The organism is Streptomyces sp. NPDC050448 (assembly GCF_040655295.1).
In the GTDB taxonomy this organism is placed as follows: domain Bacteria; phylum Actinomycetota; class Actinomycetes; order Streptomycetales; family Streptomycetaceae; genus Streptomyces.
Map to the genome: position 1 here is coordinate 65,325 of NZ_JBFAJR010000007.1, position 20,761 is coordinate 86,085.

Annotated in this window: 19 protein-coding genes; 7 read left to right on the forward strand and 12 right to left on the reverse strand. The window is 72.3% G+C overall.

Features of this window, described 5'->3' with window-relative positions:
- Window positions 1-187: 187 nt before the first annotated feature.
- From AB0I68_RS11435 to betA, 6 genes are all read right to left on the reverse strand, one after another.
- Window positions 188-1,204: an ABC transporter substrate-binding protein gene (locus AB0I68_RS11435; protein WP_363177012.1), complete on the reverse strand. Its 1,017-nt coding sequence runs from the start codon at window positions 1,202-1,204 to the stop codon at window positions 188-190.
- 23 nt (window positions 1,205-1,227) lie between these two features.
- Window positions 1,228-3,252: an ABC transporter permease subunit gene (locus tag AB0I68_RS11440; protein ID WP_363177013.1), complete on the reverse strand. Its 2,025-nt coding sequence runs from the start codon at window positions 3,250-3,252 to the stop codon at window positions 1,228-1,230.
- Window positions 3,252-4,334 (reverse strand): glycine betaine/L-proline ABC transporter ATP-binding protein, encoded by a 1,083-nt coding sequence (locus tag AB0I68_RS11445; protein ID WP_363177014.1) that lies wholly within the window; start codon window positions 4,332-4,334, stop codon window positions 3,252-3,254. The genes AB0I68_RS11440 and AB0I68_RS11445 overlap by 1 nt, the downstream gene beginning before the upstream one ends.
- Window positions 4,335-4,362: 28 nt before the next feature.
- Window positions 4,363-5,832 carry an aldehyde dehydrogenase family protein gene (locus AB0I68_RS11450; RefSeq protein ID WP_363177015.1) on the reverse strand — a complete coding sequence of 490 codons (1,470 nt, stop codon included), beginning with the start codon at window positions 5,830-5,832 and terminating at the stop codon, window positions 4,363-4,365.
- A gap of 156 nt (window positions 5,833-5,988) precedes the next feature.
- Window positions 5,989-6,873 (reverse strand): 5,10-methylenetetrahydrofolate reductase, encoded by an 885-nt coding sequence (locus AB0I68_RS11455; protein ID WP_363177016.1) that lies wholly within the window; start codon window positions 6,871-6,873, stop codon window positions 5,989-5,991.
- Window positions 6,874-6,884: 11 nt separating this feature from the next.
- Window positions 6,885-8,579, reverse strand: coding sequence for a choline dehydrogenase (gene betA / locus AB0I68_RS11460; protein ID WP_363177017.1), 1,695 nt, complete (start codon window positions 8,577-8,579; stop codon window positions 6,885-6,887).
- Between the two features lie 168 nt (window positions 8,580-8,747).
- On the opposite strand from betA, the gene AB0I68_RS11465 reads away from it, so the two are divergent.
- On the forward strand, window positions 8,748-9,545 hold the full coding sequence (locus AB0I68_RS11465; protein WP_363177018.1) for an IclR family transcriptional regulator: 798 nt from the start codon (window positions 8,748-8,750) through the stop codon (window positions 9,543-9,545).
- A gap of 57 nt (window positions 9,546-9,602) precedes the next feature.
- Here AB0I68_RS11465 and AB0I68_RS11470 read toward each other — a convergent pair whose 3' ends face one another.
- From AB0I68_RS11470 to AB0I68_RS11480, 3 genes are all read right to left on the reverse strand, one after another.
- Window positions 9,603-10,742: an aromatic ring-hydroxylating dioxygenase subunit alpha gene (locus AB0I68_RS11470; protein ID WP_363177019.1), complete on the reverse strand. Its 1,140-nt coding sequence runs from the start codon at window positions 10,740-10,742 to the stop codon at window positions 9,603-9,605.
- Window positions 10,743-10,841: 99 nt separating this feature from the next.
- Window positions 10,842-12,026 carry an FAD-dependent oxidoreductase gene (locus AB0I68_RS11475; RefSeq protein ID WP_363177020.1) on the reverse strand — a complete coding sequence of 395 codons (1,185 nt, stop codon included), beginning with the start codon at window positions 12,024-12,026 and terminating at the stop codon, window positions 10,842-10,844.
- Window positions 12,023-12,403, reverse strand: a complete 381-nt coding sequence (locus tag AB0I68_RS11480; protein WP_363177021.1) for a bifunctional 3-phenylpropionate/cinnamic acid dioxygenase ferredoxin subunit — start codon at window positions 12,401-12,403, stop codon at window positions 12,023-12,025. Before AB0I68_RS11480 ends, AB0I68_RS11475 begins: the two co-directional genes overlap by 4 nt.
- Window positions 12,404-12,693: 290 nt before the next feature.
- Here AB0I68_RS11480 and AB0I68_RS11485 point away from each other — a divergent pair, with 290 nt between their 5' ends.
- The 4 genes from AB0I68_RS11485 to AB0I68_RS11500 all read left to right on the forward strand — a co-directional run bounded on the left by AB0I68_RS11485 (window position 12,694) and on the right by AB0I68_RS11500 (window position 15,633).
- A complete protein-coding gene (locus AB0I68_RS11485) occupies window positions 12,694-13,410 on the forward strand; it encodes a response regulator transcription factor (protein WP_363177022.1) in 717 nt (238 codons plus the stop codon).
- The gene (locus AB0I68_RS11490; RefSeq protein ID WP_363177023.1) at window positions 13,407-14,852 is read left to right on the forward strand and encodes a HAMP domain-containing sensor histidine kinase; all 1,446 of its coding nucleotides are present in this window, start codon (window positions 13,407-13,409) and stop codon (window positions 14,850-14,852) included. Before AB0I68_RS11485 ends, AB0I68_RS11490 begins: the two co-directional genes overlap by 4 nt.
- A 146-nt stretch (window positions 14,853-14,998) precedes the next feature.
- Window positions 14,999-15,418, forward strand: coding sequence for a hypothetical protein (locus tag AB0I68_RS11495; RefSeq protein ID WP_363177024.1), 420 nt, complete (start codon window positions 14,999-15,001; stop codon window positions 15,416-15,418).
- Window positions 15,415-15,633, forward strand: a complete 219-nt coding sequence (locus tag AB0I68_RS11500) for a hypothetical protein (RefSeq protein ID WP_363177025.1) — start codon at window positions 15,415-15,417, stop codon at window positions 15,631-15,633. The genes AB0I68_RS11495 and AB0I68_RS11500 overlap by 4 nt, the downstream gene beginning before the upstream one ends.
- Before the next feature lie 63 nt (window positions 15,634-15,696).
- On the opposite strand, the gene AB0I68_RS11505 is transcribed toward AB0I68_RS11500, so the two are convergent.
- Together AB0I68_RS11505 and polX are read right to left on the reverse strand one after the other, a co-directional pair.
- Complete coding sequence (locus tag AB0I68_RS11505; RefSeq protein ID WP_363177026.1) at window positions 15,697-15,786, reverse strand: hypothetical protein; 90 nt, start codon at window positions 15,784-15,786, stop codon at window positions 15,697-15,699.
- A gap of 12 nt (window positions 15,787-15,798) precedes the next feature.
- Complete coding sequence (gene polX / locus AB0I68_RS11510; RefSeq protein ID WP_363177027.1) at window positions 15,799-17,523, reverse strand: DNA polymerase/3'-5' exonuclease PolX; 1,725 nt, start codon at window positions 17,521-17,523, stop codon at window positions 15,799-15,801.
- 172 nt (window positions 17,524-17,695) lie between these two features.
- Here polX and AB0I68_RS11515 point away from each other — a divergent pair, with 172 nt between their 5' ends.
- Together AB0I68_RS11515 and AB0I68_RS11520 are read left to right on the forward strand one after the other, a co-directional pair.
- Window positions 17,696-19,069 carry a GH1 family beta-glucosidase gene (locus AB0I68_RS11515; RefSeq protein WP_363177028.1) on the forward strand — a complete coding sequence of 458 codons (1,374 nt, stop codon included), beginning with the start codon at window positions 17,696-17,698 and terminating at the stop codon, window positions 19,067-19,069.
- The gene (locus AB0I68_RS11520) at window positions 19,066-20,304 is read left to right on the forward strand and encodes an MFS transporter (protein WP_363177029.1); all 1,239 of its coding nucleotides are present in this window, start codon (window positions 19,066-19,068) and stop codon (window positions 20,302-20,304) included. Before AB0I68_RS11515 ends, AB0I68_RS11520 begins: the two co-directional genes overlap by 4 nt.
- A gap of 50 nt (window positions 20,305-20,354) precedes the next feature.
- On the opposite strand, the gene AB0I68_RS11525 is transcribed toward AB0I68_RS11520, so the two are convergent.
- Window positions 20,355-20,591, reverse strand: a complete 237-nt coding sequence (locus AB0I68_RS11525; RefSeq protein WP_363177030.1) for a chaplin — start codon at window positions 20,589-20,591, stop codon at window positions 20,355-20,357.
- Window positions 20,592-20,761 lie beyond the last annotated feature (170 nt).

A 20,761-nucleotide genomic window follows, 5' to 3' on the forward strand; every position in this document is an offset into this window, starting at 1 on the left:
CGCAATCGAGTTGCCGTCAGCGCAACGTGGTGCAGGTTGCGCAACTCACACTGCCGGTCGCCCCGTGCGGTGTCAAGAGGACCGATCGCGCCGCAACTCCCCTGTGCGGACTGCGGAAACAGCCGTGCCCGGCGGGCTGTCGCAGCAGCCCGCCGGGCACGGTGCGGTACGGGGGAACGCGGCCGGCTCAGCCCTTTTTCCCGAGCCAGGCGTCGGCTTTCGCACGGTTGGCCTCCACCCATTTCCGCGCGGCGTCCTCCGGCGACATCTTGTCCTGCGCGATGTACTTCGCCACGAGGTTCTGGTCCTCGTTCGACCAGCTGAAGTTCTTCACCAGCTGGTACGCCGGGCTGCCCGAATCCGCGAACTTCTTGCTGACGATCTTGTCCAGCGCGTACACGGGGTAGTCGCAGGCGACCTTCTCGAGGTCGTCGTCGCAGCCCGCCTTGTACTCCGGCAGCTCCACCTTCACGAGCTTCAGCTCGGAGAAGAGCCACTGCGGTTCGTAGAAGTAGCCGATGACGGGCGTCTTCTTGGCCTCGGCCTGGCGGAACGCCTGGATCAGCGCGGCCTCGCTCCCCGAGTACACCACCTTGAAGTCGAGGTTCAGGTTCTTCACCAGAGCGCCGTCGTTGGTGACGAACGACGGGTCCCCGTCGAGCAGTTGACCCTTGTCGCCGGACTCCGAGGTCTTGAACTGTTCCGCGTACTTGTTGAGGTTCTGCCACTTGGTGACGTCCGGGTACTTCTGCGCCATCCACGGCGGGACGTACCAGCCGATGACCCCCTTGTTGCCCGTCTCCCCGGCGGCGACGGCCGTCTTCTGCTGCTCGATGTACTTCTTCTTCAGGTCCGGGTGGCCCCAGTTCTCGACGATCGCATCGACCTCACCCGTGCCGAATCCCTGCCAGGCGACCTCTTCCTTGAGATCCTTCTTGGTCACCTCGCAGCCGAGGTCCTTCTTCGCGACGTAGGCGATGACCGCCGCATTGGCCTCGTACCCGACCCACGGGTTGACGGCGAGGCTGAAGGAGCCGCACTTCCCGGCGCCGGCGCCGCCGCCCGAAGGCCCGGCGCCCGCCTCCCCCACCTTCGCGCCGCTGCATCCGCCGAGCGCGAGGGCCAGCGCCGACAGTCCGGCCAGAGCGGCCAGCCGGCCCGGGCGCCGTAGCGGCGCCGGTCCTGTGTTGAGGTTTCCTGCCATGTGTCCTGCCCCTTCTTTCCGCCTCAGCGCCCGCCGGGGGCTGTTGCCGCCCGGTGCGCCGCCGCCTGGGTGATCCGGTCGAACATGACCCCGAGCAGCACGATGGCCAGGCCCGCAGCCAGCCCCTTGCCGTACAACTGGCCCTGCGAGAAGCCCGCCACGACGTCGTAGCCGAGGGCGCCCGCCCCGACCAGCCCGCCGACGACGACCATCGACAGCACGTAGACCAGCCCCTGGTTCGCGGCGAGCGCGAGGGAGCCGCGCGCCATCGGGAGCTGCACCTTCGTGATGATCTGCCAGGTGCTGGAGCCGGCCGACAGCGCCGCCTCCACCGTGCTCTGCGGCACTCCTCGCACCCCGTCCGCGATGATCTTCACGGTCACCGGGGCCGCGTAGACGATCGCCGCCACGATCGCCGTGAACCGGCTCGCGCCGAACAGGGCCAGGAACGGCACCAGATAGACGAACGCCGGCATCGTCTGGCCCGCGTCGAGTACGGGACGGATCAGCCGGTCGGCCACGGCGCTGCGCCCCATCCACACGCCCACCACGACGCCGAGGGCCATGACGATGACCGTGGCGACCATGCTGGAGGCCAGCGTCGTCATACTGTCCCGCCACAGGCCCGTGCCGACGATCAGCGCCACGCACACCGCCGCGGTGGCCGCCGCACGCCGGCCGCCGAGCAGGGCGCCGACGGCCACGGCCACCGCGCCGACGAGCCACCACGGGGAGCCCGTCAGCAGCGCCTCGAACGGGTTGAGCAGCAAGGTGGTGACCACCTCGCGCAGAGCGCCCGTCACACCGGCGAAGCTGCCCTGCGCCCAGGCGGTGGCGGAGTCCGCCGTACGGGCGATCGCCGCTCCGACACCGGTGTCGGAGGGGAACTGCGCCGCCCAGACGTAGGTGTGGGAGAGCCAGATGCACACGGCGGTGAGCACGCCGCCGGCGAGGAGCAGGGGGCGGCGCCACCGCGCCGAGCGGCCGCCGCCCCGCCGGGCGTCCTCGGCCCTCCCCCGGCCCCCGGCCGGAGGGACCCGTATCTCGCTGCGCTCGCTCGCCGCGGTGGTCACGCGGTCGAGCACGATGGCCAGTACGACGATGGCGAGGCCGGCGTTGAACGCCGTGCCCACGTCGAGCGTCTCCAGCGCCTTGACGACGGTCTTGCCCAGCCCGGGCGCGTCGATGAGGGCGGCGATGGTGACCATGGACAGCGCGGCCATGATGGTCTGGTTCACGCCCAGCACGACGGTCCGCCTCGACATCGGCAGCAGCACGGTGGCGAGCGTCTGACTCCGGGTCGCACCGAGCGACTCGGCCGCCTCGACCGCGGCGGCGGGGACCGAGCGGATCGCGTGGGCGGTGATGCGTACCGCGGGCGGGGTCGCGAAGATCAGCGTCGCGATCGTCGCGGACGCCGGGCCGATGAGGAAGAACAGCGTCAGCGGGGCCAGGTAGACGAACGTCGGCATCGTCTGCATGAAGTCGAGCACGGGGGTCGCGAGGCGGTGCACCCGGTCGGACAGCCCGGCCCAGACACCGAGCGGAATGCCGACGAGCAGGGAGACGAGGACGGCCGCCACGGTCAGGGCGAGCGTGTCCATGCTCTCGCGCCACAGTCCCTGGAGGCCGAAGAGGACGAACCCGGCGACGGCGAGGGCCGCCACCCGTACGTTCCCGAACACCCACGAGACGTATCCGACGAGGGCGACGACGCCCAGCCAGCCGACCACCGGGACCGGGCGGCCGTAGGACGGCTGCGCGACCAGAGCCTGGAGGAAGGTGACGAGGTCGTCGATGACCAGCCGGATCTCGTTGAAGACGTAGAGGAAGACCGGGTTGCTGTTGCGGTCCGCGCCCACGGCATCGTTGATCTCGTTGAACCGCCGGTGGAGCGGGGTCAGTTCGGCGGTGCCGAGGGGAAGCGTGTGGATGCCGCGCAGCACCAGCCACAGGACGACCCACCCGATGAGGACCGCGGCCGCGACCAGTGCGCGCCCGCCGCGTACCGGCGCCCGCCGCGCGGTCGCCGCTGCCAGGACGGCCATCACGCACCGCCCTCGGCGCCGGCGACGACCGCGAGGATCTCCTCGTCGCCGACGAGGCCCAGCAGCCGCCCGTTCTCGACCACCTTCACGGGCCGGTCCGCGGCGAGGACGGCACGCGTCGCCGCGCGGACGACGGTGTCCGGGCCGAGCTCCGGTCCGTCGAGTGCGTCGTCCGGGCGGGCCGGGCGCATGATCCAGCGCAGGGTGAGCACGTGCGAGCGCGGCACGTCCGCCACGAAGTCCCGGACGTAGTCGTCGGCGGGCGCACCGACCAGCTCGTCGCCCGTACCGCACTGGACGGTGCGCCCGTCGCGCATGATGAGGATGCGGTCGCCGAGCTTCAGCGCCTCGGACAGGTCGTGGGTGACGAACACCATCGTCTTGCCGACCTCGCGGTGCAGCCGGATGACCTCGTTCTGCATGTCCCGGCGGATCAGCGGGTCGAGCGCGGAGAACGGCTCGTCGAAGAGGAGCACGTCCGGGTCCCCGGCGAGGGCGCGGGCGAGGCCGACCCGCTGCTGCATGCCGCCGGAGAGCTGGTCGGGGTAGGAGTGCTCGTACCCCGCGAGGCCGACCAGCTCGACCACCTCCATGGCACGCCGGGTGCGCTCGGCCCGGCCGGTGCCGCGGATCTCCAGGCCGTACGCGACGTTGTCCAGGACCCGGCGGTGCGGCAGCAGACCGAAGTGCTGGAAGACCATCGCGAACTTGCGCCGGCGCAGCTCGCGCAGCCTCTTCTGATCGGCGGCGCGGATGTCCTCGCCCTCGAAGACGAGCTCGCCCGCAGTCGGCTCGATCAGCCGGGTCAGACAGCGCACCAGCGTCGACTTCCCGGAACCGGACAGGCCCATGACCACGAAGACCTCGCCGGGCGGCACGTCGAAGTCCACGTCCCGCACGGCAGCCGTGCAGCCGGTGCGGTCCATGAGTTCGCGGCGGGAGAGGGCGCACAGCTCGGGCGAGTCGGGTACCCGCGCCGCCTTGGGCCCGAAGACCTTCCACAGGCCGCGCACGGAGATCACGGGGGTCCCGTTCCCGGACGCGCCCCGCTGCGACGGCAGTTCTGTCTTCGTTGCGGTCACTGTCGGCCTCTCTTCGGATGGCACCGGCTCAGCCGCGGAACCAGTGCTGCGCCCTGGGCTGGATGTTCTGCCAGATGTGCTTGGGTTCGCGGTACTCGTCCAGGCCGGTCGGGCCCAGCTCGCGGCCGACGCCCGAATGCCCGAAGCCGCCCCACTCCGCCTGGGGGACGTAGGGGTGGTAGTCGTTGATCCAGACCGTGCCGTGCCGCAGCCGCCGGGCGACCCGCTGCGCCTTGCCCGCGTCCTGGGTCCACACCGCCCCGGCGAGCCCGTACTCCGTGTCGTTGGCGATCCGTACGGCCTCCTCCTCGCCGGAGAACCGCTCGACGGTGAGCACCGGTCCGAAGGACTCCTCCCGTACGACGCGCATGTCCCGGCGGCACGCGTCCAGCACGGTCGGCGGGTAGTAGAAGCCGTCGGCGAGCGCGGGGTCCTCGGGGCGCCGGCCACCGCAGCGCAGTACGGCGCCCTGCGCGAGGCCCGCCGCGACGTACTCCTCGACCTTGGCCCGGTGCGCGGCGGAGATCAGCGGCCCGGTGTCGGCGGCGGGGTCGAAGGGGCCGCCCAGCCGGATGATGCGGGCGCGGCGCACGACCTCGTCGACGAAGGCGTCGTGCAGCGGGTCCTCGACGATCAGGCGGGCGCCGGCCGAGCAGACCTGCCCGGAGTGCAGGAAGACGGCGGTGAGGGCGAAGTCCACGGCCGCCTCGAAGTCGGCGTCGGCGAAGACCACGTTGGGGTTCTTGCCGCCCAGTTCCAGCGCGACCTTCTTCACGGTGGCCGCGGCGGCCGCCATGACCCGCTTGCCCGTCTCGAGCCCGCCGGTGAACGAGACCAGGTCCACGCCCGGGTGCTCGGCGAGCGGCGCGCCGGCCTCGGCCCCCGCTCCCAGCACGAGGTTGGCCGCACCGGCGGGGAGTCCGGCCTCCTCCAGGGCGCGCATCAGCAGGAGGGAGGTGGACGGCGTGAGCTCGCTGGGCTTGAGGACCACGGTGTTGCCGGCGACGAGGGCGGGCGCGACCTTCCACGCGGCTTGGAGCAGGGGGTAGTTCCACGGGGTGATGAGCCCGCACACCCCGACGGGCTCGTAGACGACCCGGCTGACGGCGTCCTCGCGGCCGGTGTCGACCACCCGGCCGGCGCTGGTGCCCGCGATCCCGCCGAAGTACCGGAAGCAGGCCACGACGTCGGCGATGTCGTACCCGCTCTCCACCAGGCGTTTGCCCGTGTCGAGGGATTCGGCGCGGGCGAACGCCTTCGCCTCGCGCTCCAGCACGTCGGCGGTGCGCAGCAGCAGCGCGCCGCGCTCCCGCTCGGGTGTGTGCGGCCACGGCCCCTCGTCGAAGGCACTGCGCGCGGCGGCGATCGCAGCTTCGGTGTCGGCCCGCGTCGCCTCGGACACGGTCCGCACGTGTGTGCCGTCGGCGGGGCAGTGAATGTCCCGCCGGCCGCCCGCCACCGCTTCGCGCCACTTTCCACCGACGTACAGATCTGCCACGCGCGGAGCCCTTCTTACGGGTGACACCGGTATGTGCGTTGCGTATTGCGCATCGTATTGCTCGGAATGGAACGACACGATCGCCCACGAGGTGCGGTACGTCAAGGGGACGGACGGCCGGGCGGCGTCGGGCCCGCCGGTTCCGGGGCGCCGTGCTCAGCCGCCGATGCGCTCCAGCATCGCGCGGCGCCAGCGCTCGGTCTCGGCGATCTGGTTGAACGTGAACAGGTGCAGCCCGGCCACTGCGGCCTCGGGCGTGCCCAGCGCGGAGGCGCTCCGGCGCAGCAGCCGCTCCGGGGAGTAGCCGCCGGGCGCCGCGAAGCGCAGGAACCACGAGGGGTGCCGGGTGAGGAACTTGGCCGACTCCCCCACGCCGATCTTCGTGGCCATGGACAGCAGCTTCGCCCGCTCGACGGGGCCGGCGACGCCGATGTGCACGGGCAGCTCGATCTGCCGGCGGCGTATCCGTGCGAGCCAGTGGCGCAGGGTCGCCGGGTCGAAGCACAGGTTGCTGACGATGTACGTCGCATGGCGCTGCTTGTCCCACATCGCCTGGACGGTGACGTCGTCGTCGATGAGGGGATGGCTCTCCGGGTAGCCGGTGATGCCGACGTGCGCGAACGGGCTGCCCAGCTCGCCGAGCCGGCGCAGGACGGGCAGGGCCGCGTCGTACGCCCCGGCCGGCGGGTCGGCGTCGCCGGCGGGCACGAAGACGTCCTCGATGCCGGCGGCGACGAGCCGGTCCACGATCTCCGCGAGGTGGCCGGCGCCGGCGATCTGCCGGGCCGGGACGTGCGGGACGACCCGGTAGCCGTGCCCGGCCAGGCGGACGGCGAGGTCCAGGGTCGGGCCGAGGCCCTTGGCCGGGGAGGCGGTGACCGTGACGGGCACGTCCGCCGGGACGTGGGCCAGGACCTTGTCCTCGGTGGCCTTCGCCGGCAGGACCTCGTAGCGGACCCTGCGCAGGAGCTCGGCCAGGCCGCCCCCGGTGACCGGGGCCTGCGCGGGACGTTCGGGATACGGCGTGGGCCGGGCGGACATGCCGCTCCTCCTCAGGTGTGGCCGGGGCTCTGCCCCTGCTCTGCCTCGCTGCGGAGGCGGTGGTGCCGGTAGAACTCGGCCTTGGACGGCGGCAGCGGCTCGTTGCCCAGGATGAGATCGGCGGCCTTCTCGGCCACCATCATGACGGGTGCGTAGATGTTGCCGTTCGTCACGTAGGGCATCACGGAGGCGTCCACGACGCGCAGCCCCTCCAGGCCGTGCACCCGCAGGCTCGCCGGATCGGTGACCGCCCCGTCGCCGGTGCCCATCCTGCAGGTGCAGGACGGGTGCAGGGCGGTCTCGCCCTCCCTGGCCACCCAGTCGAGGATCTGCTCGTCCGTTTCGACCTCCGGCCCGGGCGAGATCTCGCCGTCGTCGTACGGGGCCAGTCCGGGCTGGCCGAGGATGGCGCGTGCGCTGCGGATCGCCTCGATCCACTCGCGTCGGTCCTGCTCGGTGGAGAGGTAGTTGAACCGCAGGGCCGGGTGCACCCGGGGATCCTTGCTCCTGATCTTCACCGAGCCGACGGCGTCGGAGTACATCGGGCCGACGTGCACCTGGTAGCCGTGGCCCCCGGCGGGCGCGGAGCCGTCGTAGCGGACCGCAATGGGCAGGAAGTGGAACATCAGGTTGGGGTACGCGACGTCGTCGTTGCTCCGTGCGAAGCCGCCGGCCTCGAAGTGGTTGGTCGCGCCGGGACCCGTACGCAGCAGCCACTGGAGGCCGATCCAGGGCCGGTGGCGCCACTTCAGGTAGGGCTGCATCGAGACCGGCTGCTTGCAGGCGTGCTGGACGTACACCTCCAGGTGGTCCTGGAGGTTCTCCCCCACGCCCGGCAGGTCGTGGACGACGTCGATGCCCAGGGCCCGCAGCTCGTCGGCGTTGCCGACCCCGGACAGCTGGAGCAGCTGCGGGGAGTTGATCGCGCCGCCGGAGAGGATCACCTCGCCGGCCCGGACCCGCCGGGGCGCCCCGCGGCCGCGGCGGTACTCGACGCCGACCGCGCGGTTGCCCTCGAAGAGGATCCGGGTGACGAAGGCCCTGGTCCGCACGTCGAGGTTGGGCCGCTTCATGACGGGGTGGAGGTAGGCCCGGGCGGCGGACAGCCGGCGCCCGCGGTGGAGGGTGCGGTCGAAGGCCGCGAAGCCCTCCTGCCGGTAGCCGTTGACGTCGTCGGTCAGCGGGTACCCCGCCTGCCGGACCGCCTCCATGAAGGCGGGGAAGAGGGGGCTCGAGGCCGGGCCGCGCTCCAGGACGAGGGGGCCCGAGCGGCCGCGGAACTCGTCCTCCGGGTCCGCGGCCAGGCAGTTCTCCATCCGGTTGAAGTACGGGAGGCAGTGCGCGTAGTCCCAGGTCTCCATGCCGGGGTCGGCGGCCCAGCGCTCGTAGTCCAGGGGGTTGCCGCGCTGGAAGATCATTCCGTTGATGCTGCTGGACCCGCCCAGCACCTTGCCGCGGGCGTGGTGGATGCGCCGCCCGTTCATGTGCGGCTCGGGCTCGGACGCGTACTTCCAGTCGTAGAAGCGGCTGCCGATGGGGAACGTCAGCGCCGCGGGCATGTGGATGAAGACGTCCCACGGGTAGTCGGGGCGGCCGGCTTCGAGGACCAGGACGCGGTTGCCGGGGTCCGCGGAGAGCCGGTTCGCCAGGGCGCTGCCGGCCGAGCCGCCGCCGACGATGACGAAGTCGTAACGCTGGGGCACCATCGGAGTCTCGTCCCTCCCCGTCGTCTCCGGCCGAGGGCCGCCCCCAGCCGTCAAGATGCGGCGCATGCTAGTACGGGTATCGCCTGACGCACCAGGTTGCGTTCCGCGCAACTTTTGGACCTCGACTCCTCCCGGCCTGCCGTTGGTGACGGCGCGTATAGTTTCGCCATGAGCAACTACGAGGCAGCCACCGAAACCGCAGGCGCCCCGGCGGGCGGGGTGCAGTCCGTCGACCGCGCCGTCAGCGTGCTGGAGATCCTCGCCCAGCGCGGCGAGGCGGGCGTCAGCGAGGTGGCTGCGGAGATCGACGTCCACAAGTCGACGGCGTTCCGGCTGCTCGGGGCGCTGGAGGCGCGCGGTCTCGTGGAACAGGCCGCCGAGCGCGGCAAGTACCGGCTCGGCTTCGGGATCGTGCGGCTGGCGGGTGCGGTGACGGGGCGGATCGACATCACCCAGGTGGGCCGCCCGGTGTGCGAGCGGCTGGCCGAGGAGCTCGGCGAGACGGTCAACATCGCCATCCTGGAGGAGCGGTACGCGATCAACCTCTGCCAGGTGCGCGGCCCGGGCGCGGTCACGGCGCACAACTGGGTCGGCCAGCTGACCCCGCTGCACGCCACCTCCAGCGGCAAGGTCCTCCTGGCCCATCTCCCGGCGAAGCGGCGCGTGCAGCTGCTGGCGGAGGCCGGTCTGAAGAAGTACACGCCGAGCACCCTGACGGCCAGGACGAAGCTCGAGAAGAACCTCGTCGAAGCCCTGGACCGCGGGTACGCCATGACGTTCGAGGAGTACGAGATCGGGCTCCACGCCATGGCCGCCCCGATCCGCGACCGCGACGGCGTGGTCATCGCCGCGATCAGCGCATCGGGGCCGAGCTACCGCTTCACCGAGGAGCGCATGCACGAGCTCGCCCCGCTGCTGGTGAAGGGCGCGCGGGAGATCAGCCACCGCATGGGACACCTGGGCTGAGCCGCCCGCCCGGGATTCCGGGCCGCCGGGGCGGCCGACGGCTGCTGCGGGCCGGTCCTACCGCGGCTGTTCGCGCCCGGCGCCCAGGCGGTCCCGCACCCAGTCGTGGAATGCGCCGATGTGGTGTTCGCTCGGCACCAGCACACCGCCCTTGGCGTACATGCGGGAGCTCATCGCGGGCTGGCAGCGCTCGCAGGCGTCGAAGTCCTGCCGGTTGACCCGGTCGAAGAGCTCGACGGAGCGGCTGACGTCCTTGCCGCCCTCCACCACGTCCTTGAGGTAGAGCCAGTCGCACTCGACGATCGTGCGGTCGGCCGCGACCGGGTACATCCGGTGGAAGATCACGTGGTCGGGCACCAGGTTGATGAAGACCTGCGGCCGCACGGTGATCGCGTAGTACTTGCGGTCCTGGTCCGGCGACACGGTGGGAATCCGGTCGAGGCCCTCCGCGCCGTCCACGGTGAACCCCTGGATGCCCTCGCCGAAGGCGGCGCCGTGGCCGACGTAGTACTGCGCCGCGTAGCCGTCGGCGAACTCCGGGAGCACTTCGGTGAGTTCGGGGTGGATCGTGGCGCAGTGGTAGCACTCCATGAAGTTCTCGATGATCAGCTTCCAGTTCGCCTTGACGTCGTAGACGATCCGCCGCCCGACCTCCAGGTCCGCGATGCCGTACCGCTCGATCGACTCCGCGTCGCCGAGCCGCTCGACGGCCGCGCCCACGACCTGCTCCTCGAAGGAGGGCGGGCTGTCCGCGAGGCAGACCCAGACGTACCCGAGCCACTCGCGTACGGGCACGGGCGCCAGCCCGAACTCGGTCCGGCCGATGTCCGGCATCTTCGTGAGGTTGGGGGCGGCGATCAGCTTGCCGTCGAGGTCGTACGTCCAGGCGTGGTACGGGCATTGGAACGCCCGCCTGACCGCGCCGGCCTCCTCGGTGCACAGCTTCGCGCCGCGGTGCCGGCACACGTTGTAGAAGGCGCGGATCGCGTGGTCGCGCGCACGCGTCACCAGGATGCTCTCACGGCCGACGTCCACGGTCCGGAAGGCTCCCGGCCCGGCCAGCTCGGACGAGCGCCCCACACAGAACCACATCGCCTCGAAGATGCGTTCCTGCTCCAGCCGGAAGATGGCCGGGGCGGTGTAGTAGTCGCCGGGGAGGGTGGCGATCAGGCTCTCCGGCAGGCTGGTCGTTGTCACGTGCACTCCTCGCGGAACGTCGTGGTTCGGGGCGTCGGGGGCATCGGGGCGTCGGGCGCGTCAGGGCATCAGGGTGTCGGATCGGGACACGCCGGTGGGTCAGCCGGCCGTCCGGGCCTCGGCGGTGGCCAGCCGGCGCCGCCACCGGGTGAACAGCCGCGGCTGGTCCAGCCCGAGCACCGCGACGGGCCGGCCCGCGCTCCGGTAGACCGCGAGGAAGCTGCGGTCGGCCGCCGCGCCCTCCTCGACCGCGACGCTGTCGGCTTCCGCGGCGTACCCGGCGAACTGGATCCGGATCCCGTACTGGTCCGACCAGAAGTACGGGGGCCGGGGCGCCTCCGGCACACCCTGCGTTCCGCAGAGCAGGGCGGCGACCGCCGCAGCCGGGCGCTCCCGTGCACCGGTCCAGTGCTCGACCCGGCGGTGGGCTCCGACCGCGGGCTCGTACCAGGCCGCGCAGTCCCCGACGGCGACGATGCCGGGGATGTTCGTACGGCCGGCCGCGTCGCACCGTACGCCGTTGTCCAGCTCCAGGGCGGATCCCGCCAGCCAGTCGGTGCACGGGCGGGCGCCCACACCGACGACCACGGTGTCGGCGTCGAGGCGGCGGCCGTCGTCGAGCAGGACGGCCTCCACCCTCCCCGTGCCGGCGAGGGCGCGTACGCCCGCTGCGCACAGCAGGCGTACGCCGTGGTCGGCGTGCAGCCGGGATACGAGGGAGCCCATCTCCGTACCGAGCGGACCGGCCAGCGGTGTGGGCGCCGCCTCCACGACGGTGACGTCGAGGCCGATCCGCCGCGCGGTGGAGGCGACCTCGGCTCCGATGAACCCGGCGCCGACGACGACCAGCCGGCCGCCGCGGGCCAGATCCGCCCGCAGGGCGCGGGCATCGTCCAGGGTGCGCAGGACGTGCACGCCGTCGAGTGCCTCGCTTCCGGGCAGGGTCCGGGCGGCCGCGCCGGTGGCGATCACGATGCCGTGCGCCCGGACCGACCGGCCGTCGGCGAGCCGTACGTGGTGCTCGGCCCGGGACCCGGTGTCGAGGCCGACGGCTCGCGCACCGAGCTCCCAGACGGCCGCGAGGTCCTCGCCCTCCGCTTCGAGGGCGAGTGCGTCCTCGTCGATCTCGCCTGCGAGGTACTCCTTCGACAACGGGGGCCTGTCGTACGGGCGGTGGGTCTCCTCACCGATGACGACGAGACGCCCGTCGTAACCCTGCTCGCGCAGCGAGCGGGCGGCGGACAGGCCGGCCAGCGAGGCGCCGACGACGGCCACGGTCTTCACGCGCGGCCTTCCACCCGGCGGGCGGCCGCGCGGGGCGGCAGGTGCGGCTGGTGCGACTGGTTCTGCGCCGCGTCCGACGGCACGACGTACACCATGCCGTCCTCGACGAGGACCCGGTGCGTGCGGACGGGGCGCTTGGCCGGCGGGCAGTCCACGCCTCCGGTGCGCAGGTCGAACTTCGAGGCGTGCAGGGGGCATTCGACCTCGCACCCCTCCAGCCAGCCGTCGGACAGCGAGGCGTCCTGGTGGGTGCACGTGTCGTCGATGGCGTACACCTCGCCGTCCTCGGTATGGAACACCGCGATCGGGGGATCGAAATCGAGTCGGCAGGCCTCGCCTCGCGGAAGATCGGCGAGTCGGCACGCGGGAATCTTCATGACACCTCGGTGCGTATAGCGAAACGGATTGCGGTGAACGCAACGCCAGTTTGAGGGCGCCCCTATACCTTGTCAAGAAAGGTTTCACGACATCGGGAGGCCCCGTCCCGGGCGCCCCGCCGGCACGCGGGCCGGGCCGCACACCTGACCGGCCCGCCCCGGATGCCCACGCCCCGCCCGGGCCTGCGGACGCCCACGCCCGCACGCCCTCCGGACCCCGGCTTCCGCGCGGTCCGGCGGCCGTGAGAGGGTCGGCCGGGCCTCGGACGGGGTCGCGCGAGGAGGGCAATGTGACCGGCAGCACATCCACCGGACTGGTACTGGTGGCGGACGACGACGCCGCCATCCGCCGCTCGCTGGAGCGCGGGCTGCGGCTGAGCGGCTTCACCGTGCTGCTCGCCGAGGACGGGCCCGCCGCGCTGGGCCTGCTCGCCGGCCAGACCCCGGACGTCCTCGTACTCGACGTCTCGATGCCCGGCCTGACCGGCACGGAGGTCTGCCGCAGCCTGCGCGCCCAGGGCGACGAGACTCCCGTCCTGATGCTGTCGGCCCTCGACGAGGTCGCGGACCGGATCTCCGGGCTGCAGGCCGGGGCCGACGACTACCTCGTCAAGCCCTTCGCCCTGGAGGAGCTCGTGCTGCGCCTGCACGCCCTGCTGCGGCGCCGGCCGACCCAGGCTCCTGCGCAGGACGTGCTGCGCGCCGGCCCGCTGGTGATCGACGAGGCCAGCCGGCAGGTACGCCAGGAGGGAGCCGACCTCCACCTCACCCGGCGCGAGTTCGAGCTCCTGGTCCAGCTGGTGCGCAACGCCGGGATCGTCCTCACGAGGGACCAGCTGCTGGACCGGGTGTGGGGCTACGACTTCGAGGTCCGCAGTGACGCCGTCGACACCTTCGTCAGCTATCTGCGCCGCAAGCTGGAGGAGGGCGGGCGCCCGCGCCTGATCCACACCGTGCGCGGCGTCGGCTTCGTCCTGCGCGTACCCGAAGCCCGGAGCGGGTCGTGAAGCTCGCCGCGCGCATCGCGCTCTCGGTGACCGTGGTGGTGCCCCTGCTGGTGCTCGCCGCGGGCCTGCTGGTGCTCGGGCTGGTCAGCCGCGACCTGCACGAGCAGCAGGACACCCGCCTGCAGGACCGGGCCTCGGCCGTCCTCCCGGACGTCAAGACCATGCTCTCGGCCGACCTGAACGGGCGGCCCAAGGCGGAGCAGAACCAGCACCGCAAGGTCCTCGGCGACGTCCTCGACGCCGGCATCCGGATACGCACGGCGGACGGAACGGTCGTCCTGGAGGGCGGCCCGCAGCCCGCCGACCAGGTACGGCTTCCCGAGCAGACCCCGGGCGGGCCGGTCACCGTCCGGGCCAAGGGACATGCCTGGCGGGTGCTGACGGTCCCGGTGGCCGGGCCGGCGCCCGGCACGTTCTGGCTGTTCACCCCGGCCTCGGCCGCCGACCCGCAGGTCGTCGCCGTGCGCCGCAGGGTCCTGCTGGTCGCACTGCTGGCGGCGCCGGTCTCCGGGCTGCTCGCGTACGGGCTGGCCGGCCGCGCCACCGCCTCCGTACGAAGGCTGAGCCGTCGGGCCGCCGAACTCGACCCGGGGGCGGGCGCGGCCGCCTTCGCCACCGCGCCGGTGAACATCGCCGAGGTGGACGAACTGTCCTCCGCCATCGGCCAGTTGCTGGCCCGGTACGAGGAGCAGGCCGCCCGGACGGCGCAGGCGCTCGACACCGCCCGCTCCTTCTCCTCCGCCGCCTCGCACGAGCTGCGCACACCGCTGATGAGCATGCGCACCGACCTGGACGTCCTCGCCGCCCACCCCGACCTCTCCCCCGCCGAACGGGCGGAGATCCTAAGGGACTTGCAGAGCGACCACGCCCGTCTGCTGGACCTGCTCACGGCCCTGCGGATGCTCGCCCGGGGCGATCTGGTGGAGGTGTCCGCCTTCGCCCCGCTCGACCTCTCCGAGCTGGTGGACACGGTCGTCGGCGAGACGGCCCGCCGCCATCCCACGGCGGAGCTCGACGTGGAACTTCCCGCGGAGCTGAGGGTGTTCGGCTGGGATGCCGGACTGACCATCCTGCTCGCCAACCTGCTCGGCAATGCGGTGGTGCACGGCCACCTGCCGGACGAGCCGTCCAGGATCTCGGTACGGCTGAGCGCGGACGGCGGGTACGCGGTGCTCACCGTGGACGACGCGGGGCCCGGCATCCCGCCCGCCGAGCGGGAAGCCGTCTTCCGGCGGTTCCACCACCGTCCGGGCAGCCCCGGCTCCGGGCTCGGGCTGACGCTCGTCGCCCAGCAGGCGGCGCTGCACCGGGGCACGGTCGCCATCGGGACGCCGCCCCGCGGCACGGGCACCCGCTTCGAGGTGCGCCTGCCCCTGTCGGCCGCGGACGCCCCGACCCTGCGGCTGCCGAAGCGGCGCGACTGGATCTCCCGGGGCGACTGAGCGAGCGGACCCGGCGGGGACCGCGGCCGCCACGGATTCCCGGGGGCTCCTGTGGACTCACAAAGATTCCACAAAGACACCCCCTACCGTCCTGCTCAGTCGGCCGCCCGTGAGCCGGCCCCGTTCGCACTGAAGGAGATCCGACCATGCTCCCGAACCGTAAGACCGCCGTTGCCGCGATCGGCGCCGTCGCGCTGGCCGGCGCGCTGCTCGCCGCCGCCCCCGCGCAGGCCGACACCACCGGCCCCGCCCCCGCCAAGACGGCGAAGACGGCCAAGTCCGCGCCGAAGGGCGACGGAGCCAAGGCGATCTGCAAGCGCCTGCCGAAGACCGAGACCCGCATCAGCGCCGCGATCACCCGGCTCAACGGCGACGTCACCGTGCCCGGCTCCATCGCGCGACTCGAGCAGCGCGCCGCGAACGCCCAGACCGCCGGCCACACCGAGATCCACACCTACCTGAACGATCGCCTGACGTTCCGCAAGAGCCTGCTGCCGACCCTGCAGAAGCGCCAGGACGACCTGAAGGCCGTCAGCACCTGGTGCTCCGCGCAGGAGTCCAAGTGACCGTGCCCCGCCGCGCCGCCGCCGGTCTCGCCACCCTGGTCGCAGCGGCCGCGCTGCTGCTGACCGGCTGCACGCCCGGCGCGAAGGCCCAGCCGCAGGGGACACAGTCCGTGAGCGGCGCCGACGACGCCCAGGCCAAGGACATGCAGCAGAAACTGGACGACGCCGAAAGCGCGGCGGCCCAGGCGGACTCGGACGCCACCCAGAACAACTGATCCACCCCACGCGGCCTGCCCCCGATCCCCGGGGGCAGGCCGCTCCGCGTCGCGCGGGGCACGTCACGGCAGGTCGAGCGCCCCGGCCTGGACGCCCACCGCGTCGGCCAGCCGCCGCACGGTGAGCGCGTCCGGTCCGGCCTCGTCCAGCAACCGTAAGGGATGTCAGGCCCGCTTCCCGTGCAGGAACCGGCGCAAGCGGGCCCACGGCCAGGTGTTGACGACGTCGTCCTTCATCAGCCAGCCGCGCTGCGCCGTGCCCACCCCGTAGCGCAGGTACGGCAGGTGCGTGGTCGCGTGCGCATCCGAGTTCACCGCGAACTTCACCCCGTGGCGCTTCGCCCGCAGGATGTCCTCGTCGCCGAGGTCGAGCCGCTCCGGATGCGCGTTGATCTCCAGGGCGGTACCCGTCCGCGCGCAGGCCTCGAAGACGGCCTCGAAGTCGGCGTCCACACCGGGGCGTCGGCCGATCCGCCGGGTGGTCGGGTGGCCGATGACGGCGACGTGCGGGTTCTCGCAGGCGCGGATGAGGCGCCGGGTCATGGCCTGTCTGCTCTGGCCGAAGTGGGAGTGGACGGACGCCACGCAGAGGTCGAAGTCCGCGAGGAAGGCATCGGGCCAGTCCAGGCCGCCGTCCGGGCCGATGTTGAGTTCCGTGCCGTGCAGCAGCCGCATCCCGTGCACCGTGCGGTCCAGTTCCCGTACCTGCTCGCGCTGCGCCAGGATCTTCTCCTCCGTCATGCGCTGCATGGCGAGGTCCGGCGCGTGGTCGGTGACCGCGTAGTACGCGTAGCCGCGGGCGGCAGCGGCGGCCACCATGTCCTCCAGGGAGGCGAGTCCGTCGGTGAGGTCCGTGTGGGTGTGCAGGTCGCCCCGGATGTCTCCCTCGGCCAGGAGGGCGGGGAGTTCGCCCCGCAGGCCGGCCGCGATCTCCCCGCGGTCCTCCCGCAGCGGCGGCGGGATCCAGGGCAGGCCCAGCCGGGCGTAGACCTCCTCCTCCGTCTTCGAGGCGAGGTTCTCGCCGCTCTCGGCGTCGAAGAGCCCGTACTCGGAGAGCTTGAGCCCGTGCCGCACCGCCAGCGCGCGGGTGCGGATGTTGTGCGCCTTGGACCCGGTGAAGTACTGGAGTCCCGCTCCCCAGGAGGCGGGCGGCAGGACGCGCAGGTCGACCTGGAGGCCTGCGCCGGTGCGGATGGATGTCTTCTTCGCCCCGTGTGCGATGACCTCGGCCGCGTACGGGAGCTCGGCGAGGGCCGTCATGAACGGTGCGGACCGGTCGGCCGCCACCAGGATGTCGATGTCGCCGATCGTTTCGCGCATCCGGCGCAGCGAGCCCGCGTACGTGCACCGCACGCAGCCCGGGATCCGCGACATCTCGTCGACGATCTGCTCGGCGATGTCCATCGCGGCGCCGAGCAGGATGCGGCCGTCGGCGTTCCGGAGTACGGAAATACCGTGGAGGATGTTCTGCTCGGTCTGCTCGCCGAACCCTTTCAGATCGCGCAGCCGCTCCTCCCGGATGGCGTCCTGCAGCTGCTCGACGGACGAGACGCCCAGCTCCTCGTACAGGACGAGGGCCTTGCGGGGCCCGAGCCCGGGGATGGCGGTCAGCTCGCGCACCCCGGCCGGGACGGCGGCCCTGGTCGCCTCGATGTCCGGGACGTGCCCGGTGCTCAGGAACTCCATGATCTTGTCGGCGATCGACTTGCCCACGTGCGGGATCTCCCGCAGGCCCTTGGCGTCGAGCTGCGCGACATCGGCCGGGTGGCCGCCGACGGCGCGGGCGGCCTTCTCGTACGCGCGCGCCTTGAAGGCGTCGCCGCCGCTGATGGCGATCAGGTCGGCGTACTCCCGGAGCAGTGCCTCGACCCGTTCGTTGGCCCTGGCCATACCTCCAGGGTACGGGCCGCAGCGCCGCGCGGATAAGTTGAGGATTGTTCACTTTCCATTGACAGGGCGGGCTCCGGGGCCAAAAGTGTGCCGTCAGCGATGCATCCAACGGCGTGTGCGCACAGCCCTGTTGGCGTCCCGTACGCGCACCCCGCGACCGAAGTGAGTCCGCATGACAGCGTCCGTACCCGAGTTCCCCGCCGATTTCCTCTGGGGCGTCTCCGCCTCTGCCTTCCAGATCGAGGGCTCGCCGACCGCCGACGGCCGGGGCCCCTCCGCCTGGGACGCCTTCACCAGGGAGCCCGGGCGCATCAGAGACGGCTCGCACGCGGACGTGGCCACCGACCACTACCGCCGCTACCGCGAGGACGTGGCCCTGATGGCCGGACTGGGCGTCGGCGCCTACCGGTTCTCGGTGTCCTGGTCGCGGGTCCTGCCGGACGGCCACGGGCAGGTCAACGGCAAGGGGCTGGACTTCTACGACCGGCTGGTCGACGAGCTGTGCGCCTGCGGCATCCGCCCGGTGCCCACCCTGTTCCACTGGGACACCCCGCTCGCCCTCGAGGAGAAGGGCGGCTGGCTCAGCCGCGACACCGCCGAACGGTTCGCGGCGTACGCCTCGGTGGTCGCGCAGCGGCTCGCCGACCGCGTCCCGATGTGGATCACCATCAACGAGCCCGCCGAGGTCACCCTCCTCGGATACGGCCTCGGCGAGCACGCCCCCGGCAAGCGCCTCGTCTTCGACGCCCTGCCGGCGGCCCACCACCAGCTCCTGGCCCACGGGCTGGGCGTACAGGCCCTGCGCGCCGCGGGCGCCCGCGAGATCGGCATCGCCGCCTCGCACAGCCCCGTGTGGACCGCCGGCGACGGCGAGGGCGACCGCGCCGCCGCCGAGCTGTACGACACGCTCACGAACCGCCTCTTCGCCGACCCGATCCTGACCGGCGCGTATCCGGACGAGGGGCTGGCCTCGCTGCTGCCCGGCCCGGTGGCGGAGGACCTGAAGACCATCTCGGCCCCGCTGGACTGGTACGGGATCAACTACTACAACCCGATGCTCGTGGGCGCCCCGCAACCGACCGCCCCCGCAGGCGAGTTCGGCGGCATCGAGATCCCGGCGGACCTCCCCTTCGCCATCCGGCCGATCGAGGGGTGCGAACACACCGACTTCGGCTGGCCGGTGGTCCCGGACGGGCTGCGCGAACTGCTCGTCTCCCTGCGCGAGCGCTACGGCGACCGGCTGCCGCCGCTGTACATCACCGAGAACGGCTGCTCGTACGGTGACGGGCCCGATCCCGCGACGGGGCGGATCGCCGATGCCCGCCGGATCGCGTACCACGAGGGCCATGTGGTCGCCCTGCGCCGGGCGATGGCGCAAGGGGTCGACGTCCGCGGCTACTTCATCTGGTCGATCCTCGACAACTTCGAGTGGGCGGAGGGGTACCGGCAGCGGTTCGGGCTGGTCCACGTCGACTACGACACGCTGGAGCGGACCCCGAAGGAGTCGTACGCCTGGTACCGCGACCTGATCAAGGGCGGCAGATGACCGTCGAACGGACGGCCGCGGAGACCGGCAGCCCGGTCGGCGGGCGGTGGGTCGGTGCGCTGTCCCTCGCCAATCTCGGCGTCTGGGCCGGCTGGTTCGGCCCGCTCCAACTGCTCCTGGCCCGCCAGGCCGAACAGCTCACCCCGCACCACAAGGCGTCCACGCTCGCCCTGGTGACGGGGGTGGGGGCGGCCGTCTCGATGGTGGCGAACCCGGTCTTCGGGGCCCTGTCGGACCGTACGACGGCGTCGGTGGGCCGACGGATCCCCTGGGTGGTGGCGGGAGTCGCGGGCGGGGCGGGCGGGCTGCTCGTCCTCGCGCGCGCTTCGAGCGTCGCCCTTGTGATCGCGGGCTGGTGCCTGGTCCAGCTGGCCCTCAACGCGGCGTTCGCCGCCCTCACCGCCGCCGTGCCCGACCAGGTACCGCCCCGGCAGCGCGGTCTGGTCGGCGGCTGGCTCGGCGTCTCCCAGGTCGGCGGCATCCTGGCCGGCACGGCGCTGGCCACGGTCGCGGGCGGCATCACCGCCGGGTATCTCGCGTGTGCGGCCTTCTCGGTGCTCGCGGCCGTCCCGTACGTGGTGATGCGGCGCGACACGCGCCTCCCGCCCGCCGCCCGGCCCGCCTTCCGGTGGGGGACCTTCGTCACCGGCTTCTGGATCGACCCGCGGCGCCATCCCGACTTCGGCTGGGCCTGGCTGACGCGCTTCCTGATGAATCTTTCGTACTCCGTCAGCACGATGTACCTGCTGTACTACCTCACCGACGCCGTGCACTACGAGGACGACGCGGACACGGGCGTGCTGATCCTGACGGCGCTCAACGCACTCACCCTGCTGGCCACGGTGGTCGTCAGCGGCATCCGGTCGGACCGTACGGGCCGCAGGAAGGTCTACGTCATCGGGTCGGGGCTGGTCATCTCGGCCGCCACCCTGCTGCTCGCCGTCTGGCAGACCTGGACGGGGGCGATCGTCGCCTCGCTCGTCCTCGGGGTCGGCTTCGGCGTCTACACGTCGGTGGACTTCGCCCTGCTGACGGACGTGCTGCCGACGGCGGAGGACCGGGGCCGGGACCTCGGCGTCATCAACATCGCCAATGCGCTGCCCCAAGTGCTGGCTCCGGTGATCGCCGCGCCGGTGGTCACCCACTTCGGCGGGTACACCGCGCTGTACGCGCTCGCGGGCGCTCTGGCGCTGGCGGGGTCGGTGCTGGTCCGCCGCATCCGCGGGGTTCCGTAGCACCCGGCGGTGCCACCGGACGGTTCCGGTGACACCGCGCGCTGGGCGTGTCAGGCGTTGATGCAGGTGTTGCCGCCGGTCGGGTTCAGCACCCCGAGGTAGTTGATGCCGTTGCCGCAGACGTTGATCGGGATGTGGGTCGGAAACTGGATCACGTTGCCCGAGAGGAAGCCCGGCGAGCCGATGGCATAGCCCTCGGCCGTCGCGTCAGCGGAAGCAGCACCGATCCCGCCCAGCGTCGCACCGACGACCAGGCAGGCCGCAACGGCCAGGGTACGGATCTTCATGTGGATCTCCCATCGAATAAGGGTGTTCCGGGCCATCCCATACCAGCACGGCCCGAACCCGGCCGATTCACCCACTCGTGGGCCCTGTCCGCGGCGAGGTGCCGATCGGGAGAATTTTCCGGAAAGGGCAATCTCCCGAGCCCTCTGGCCCGTATGCCCCTGTGGAACCC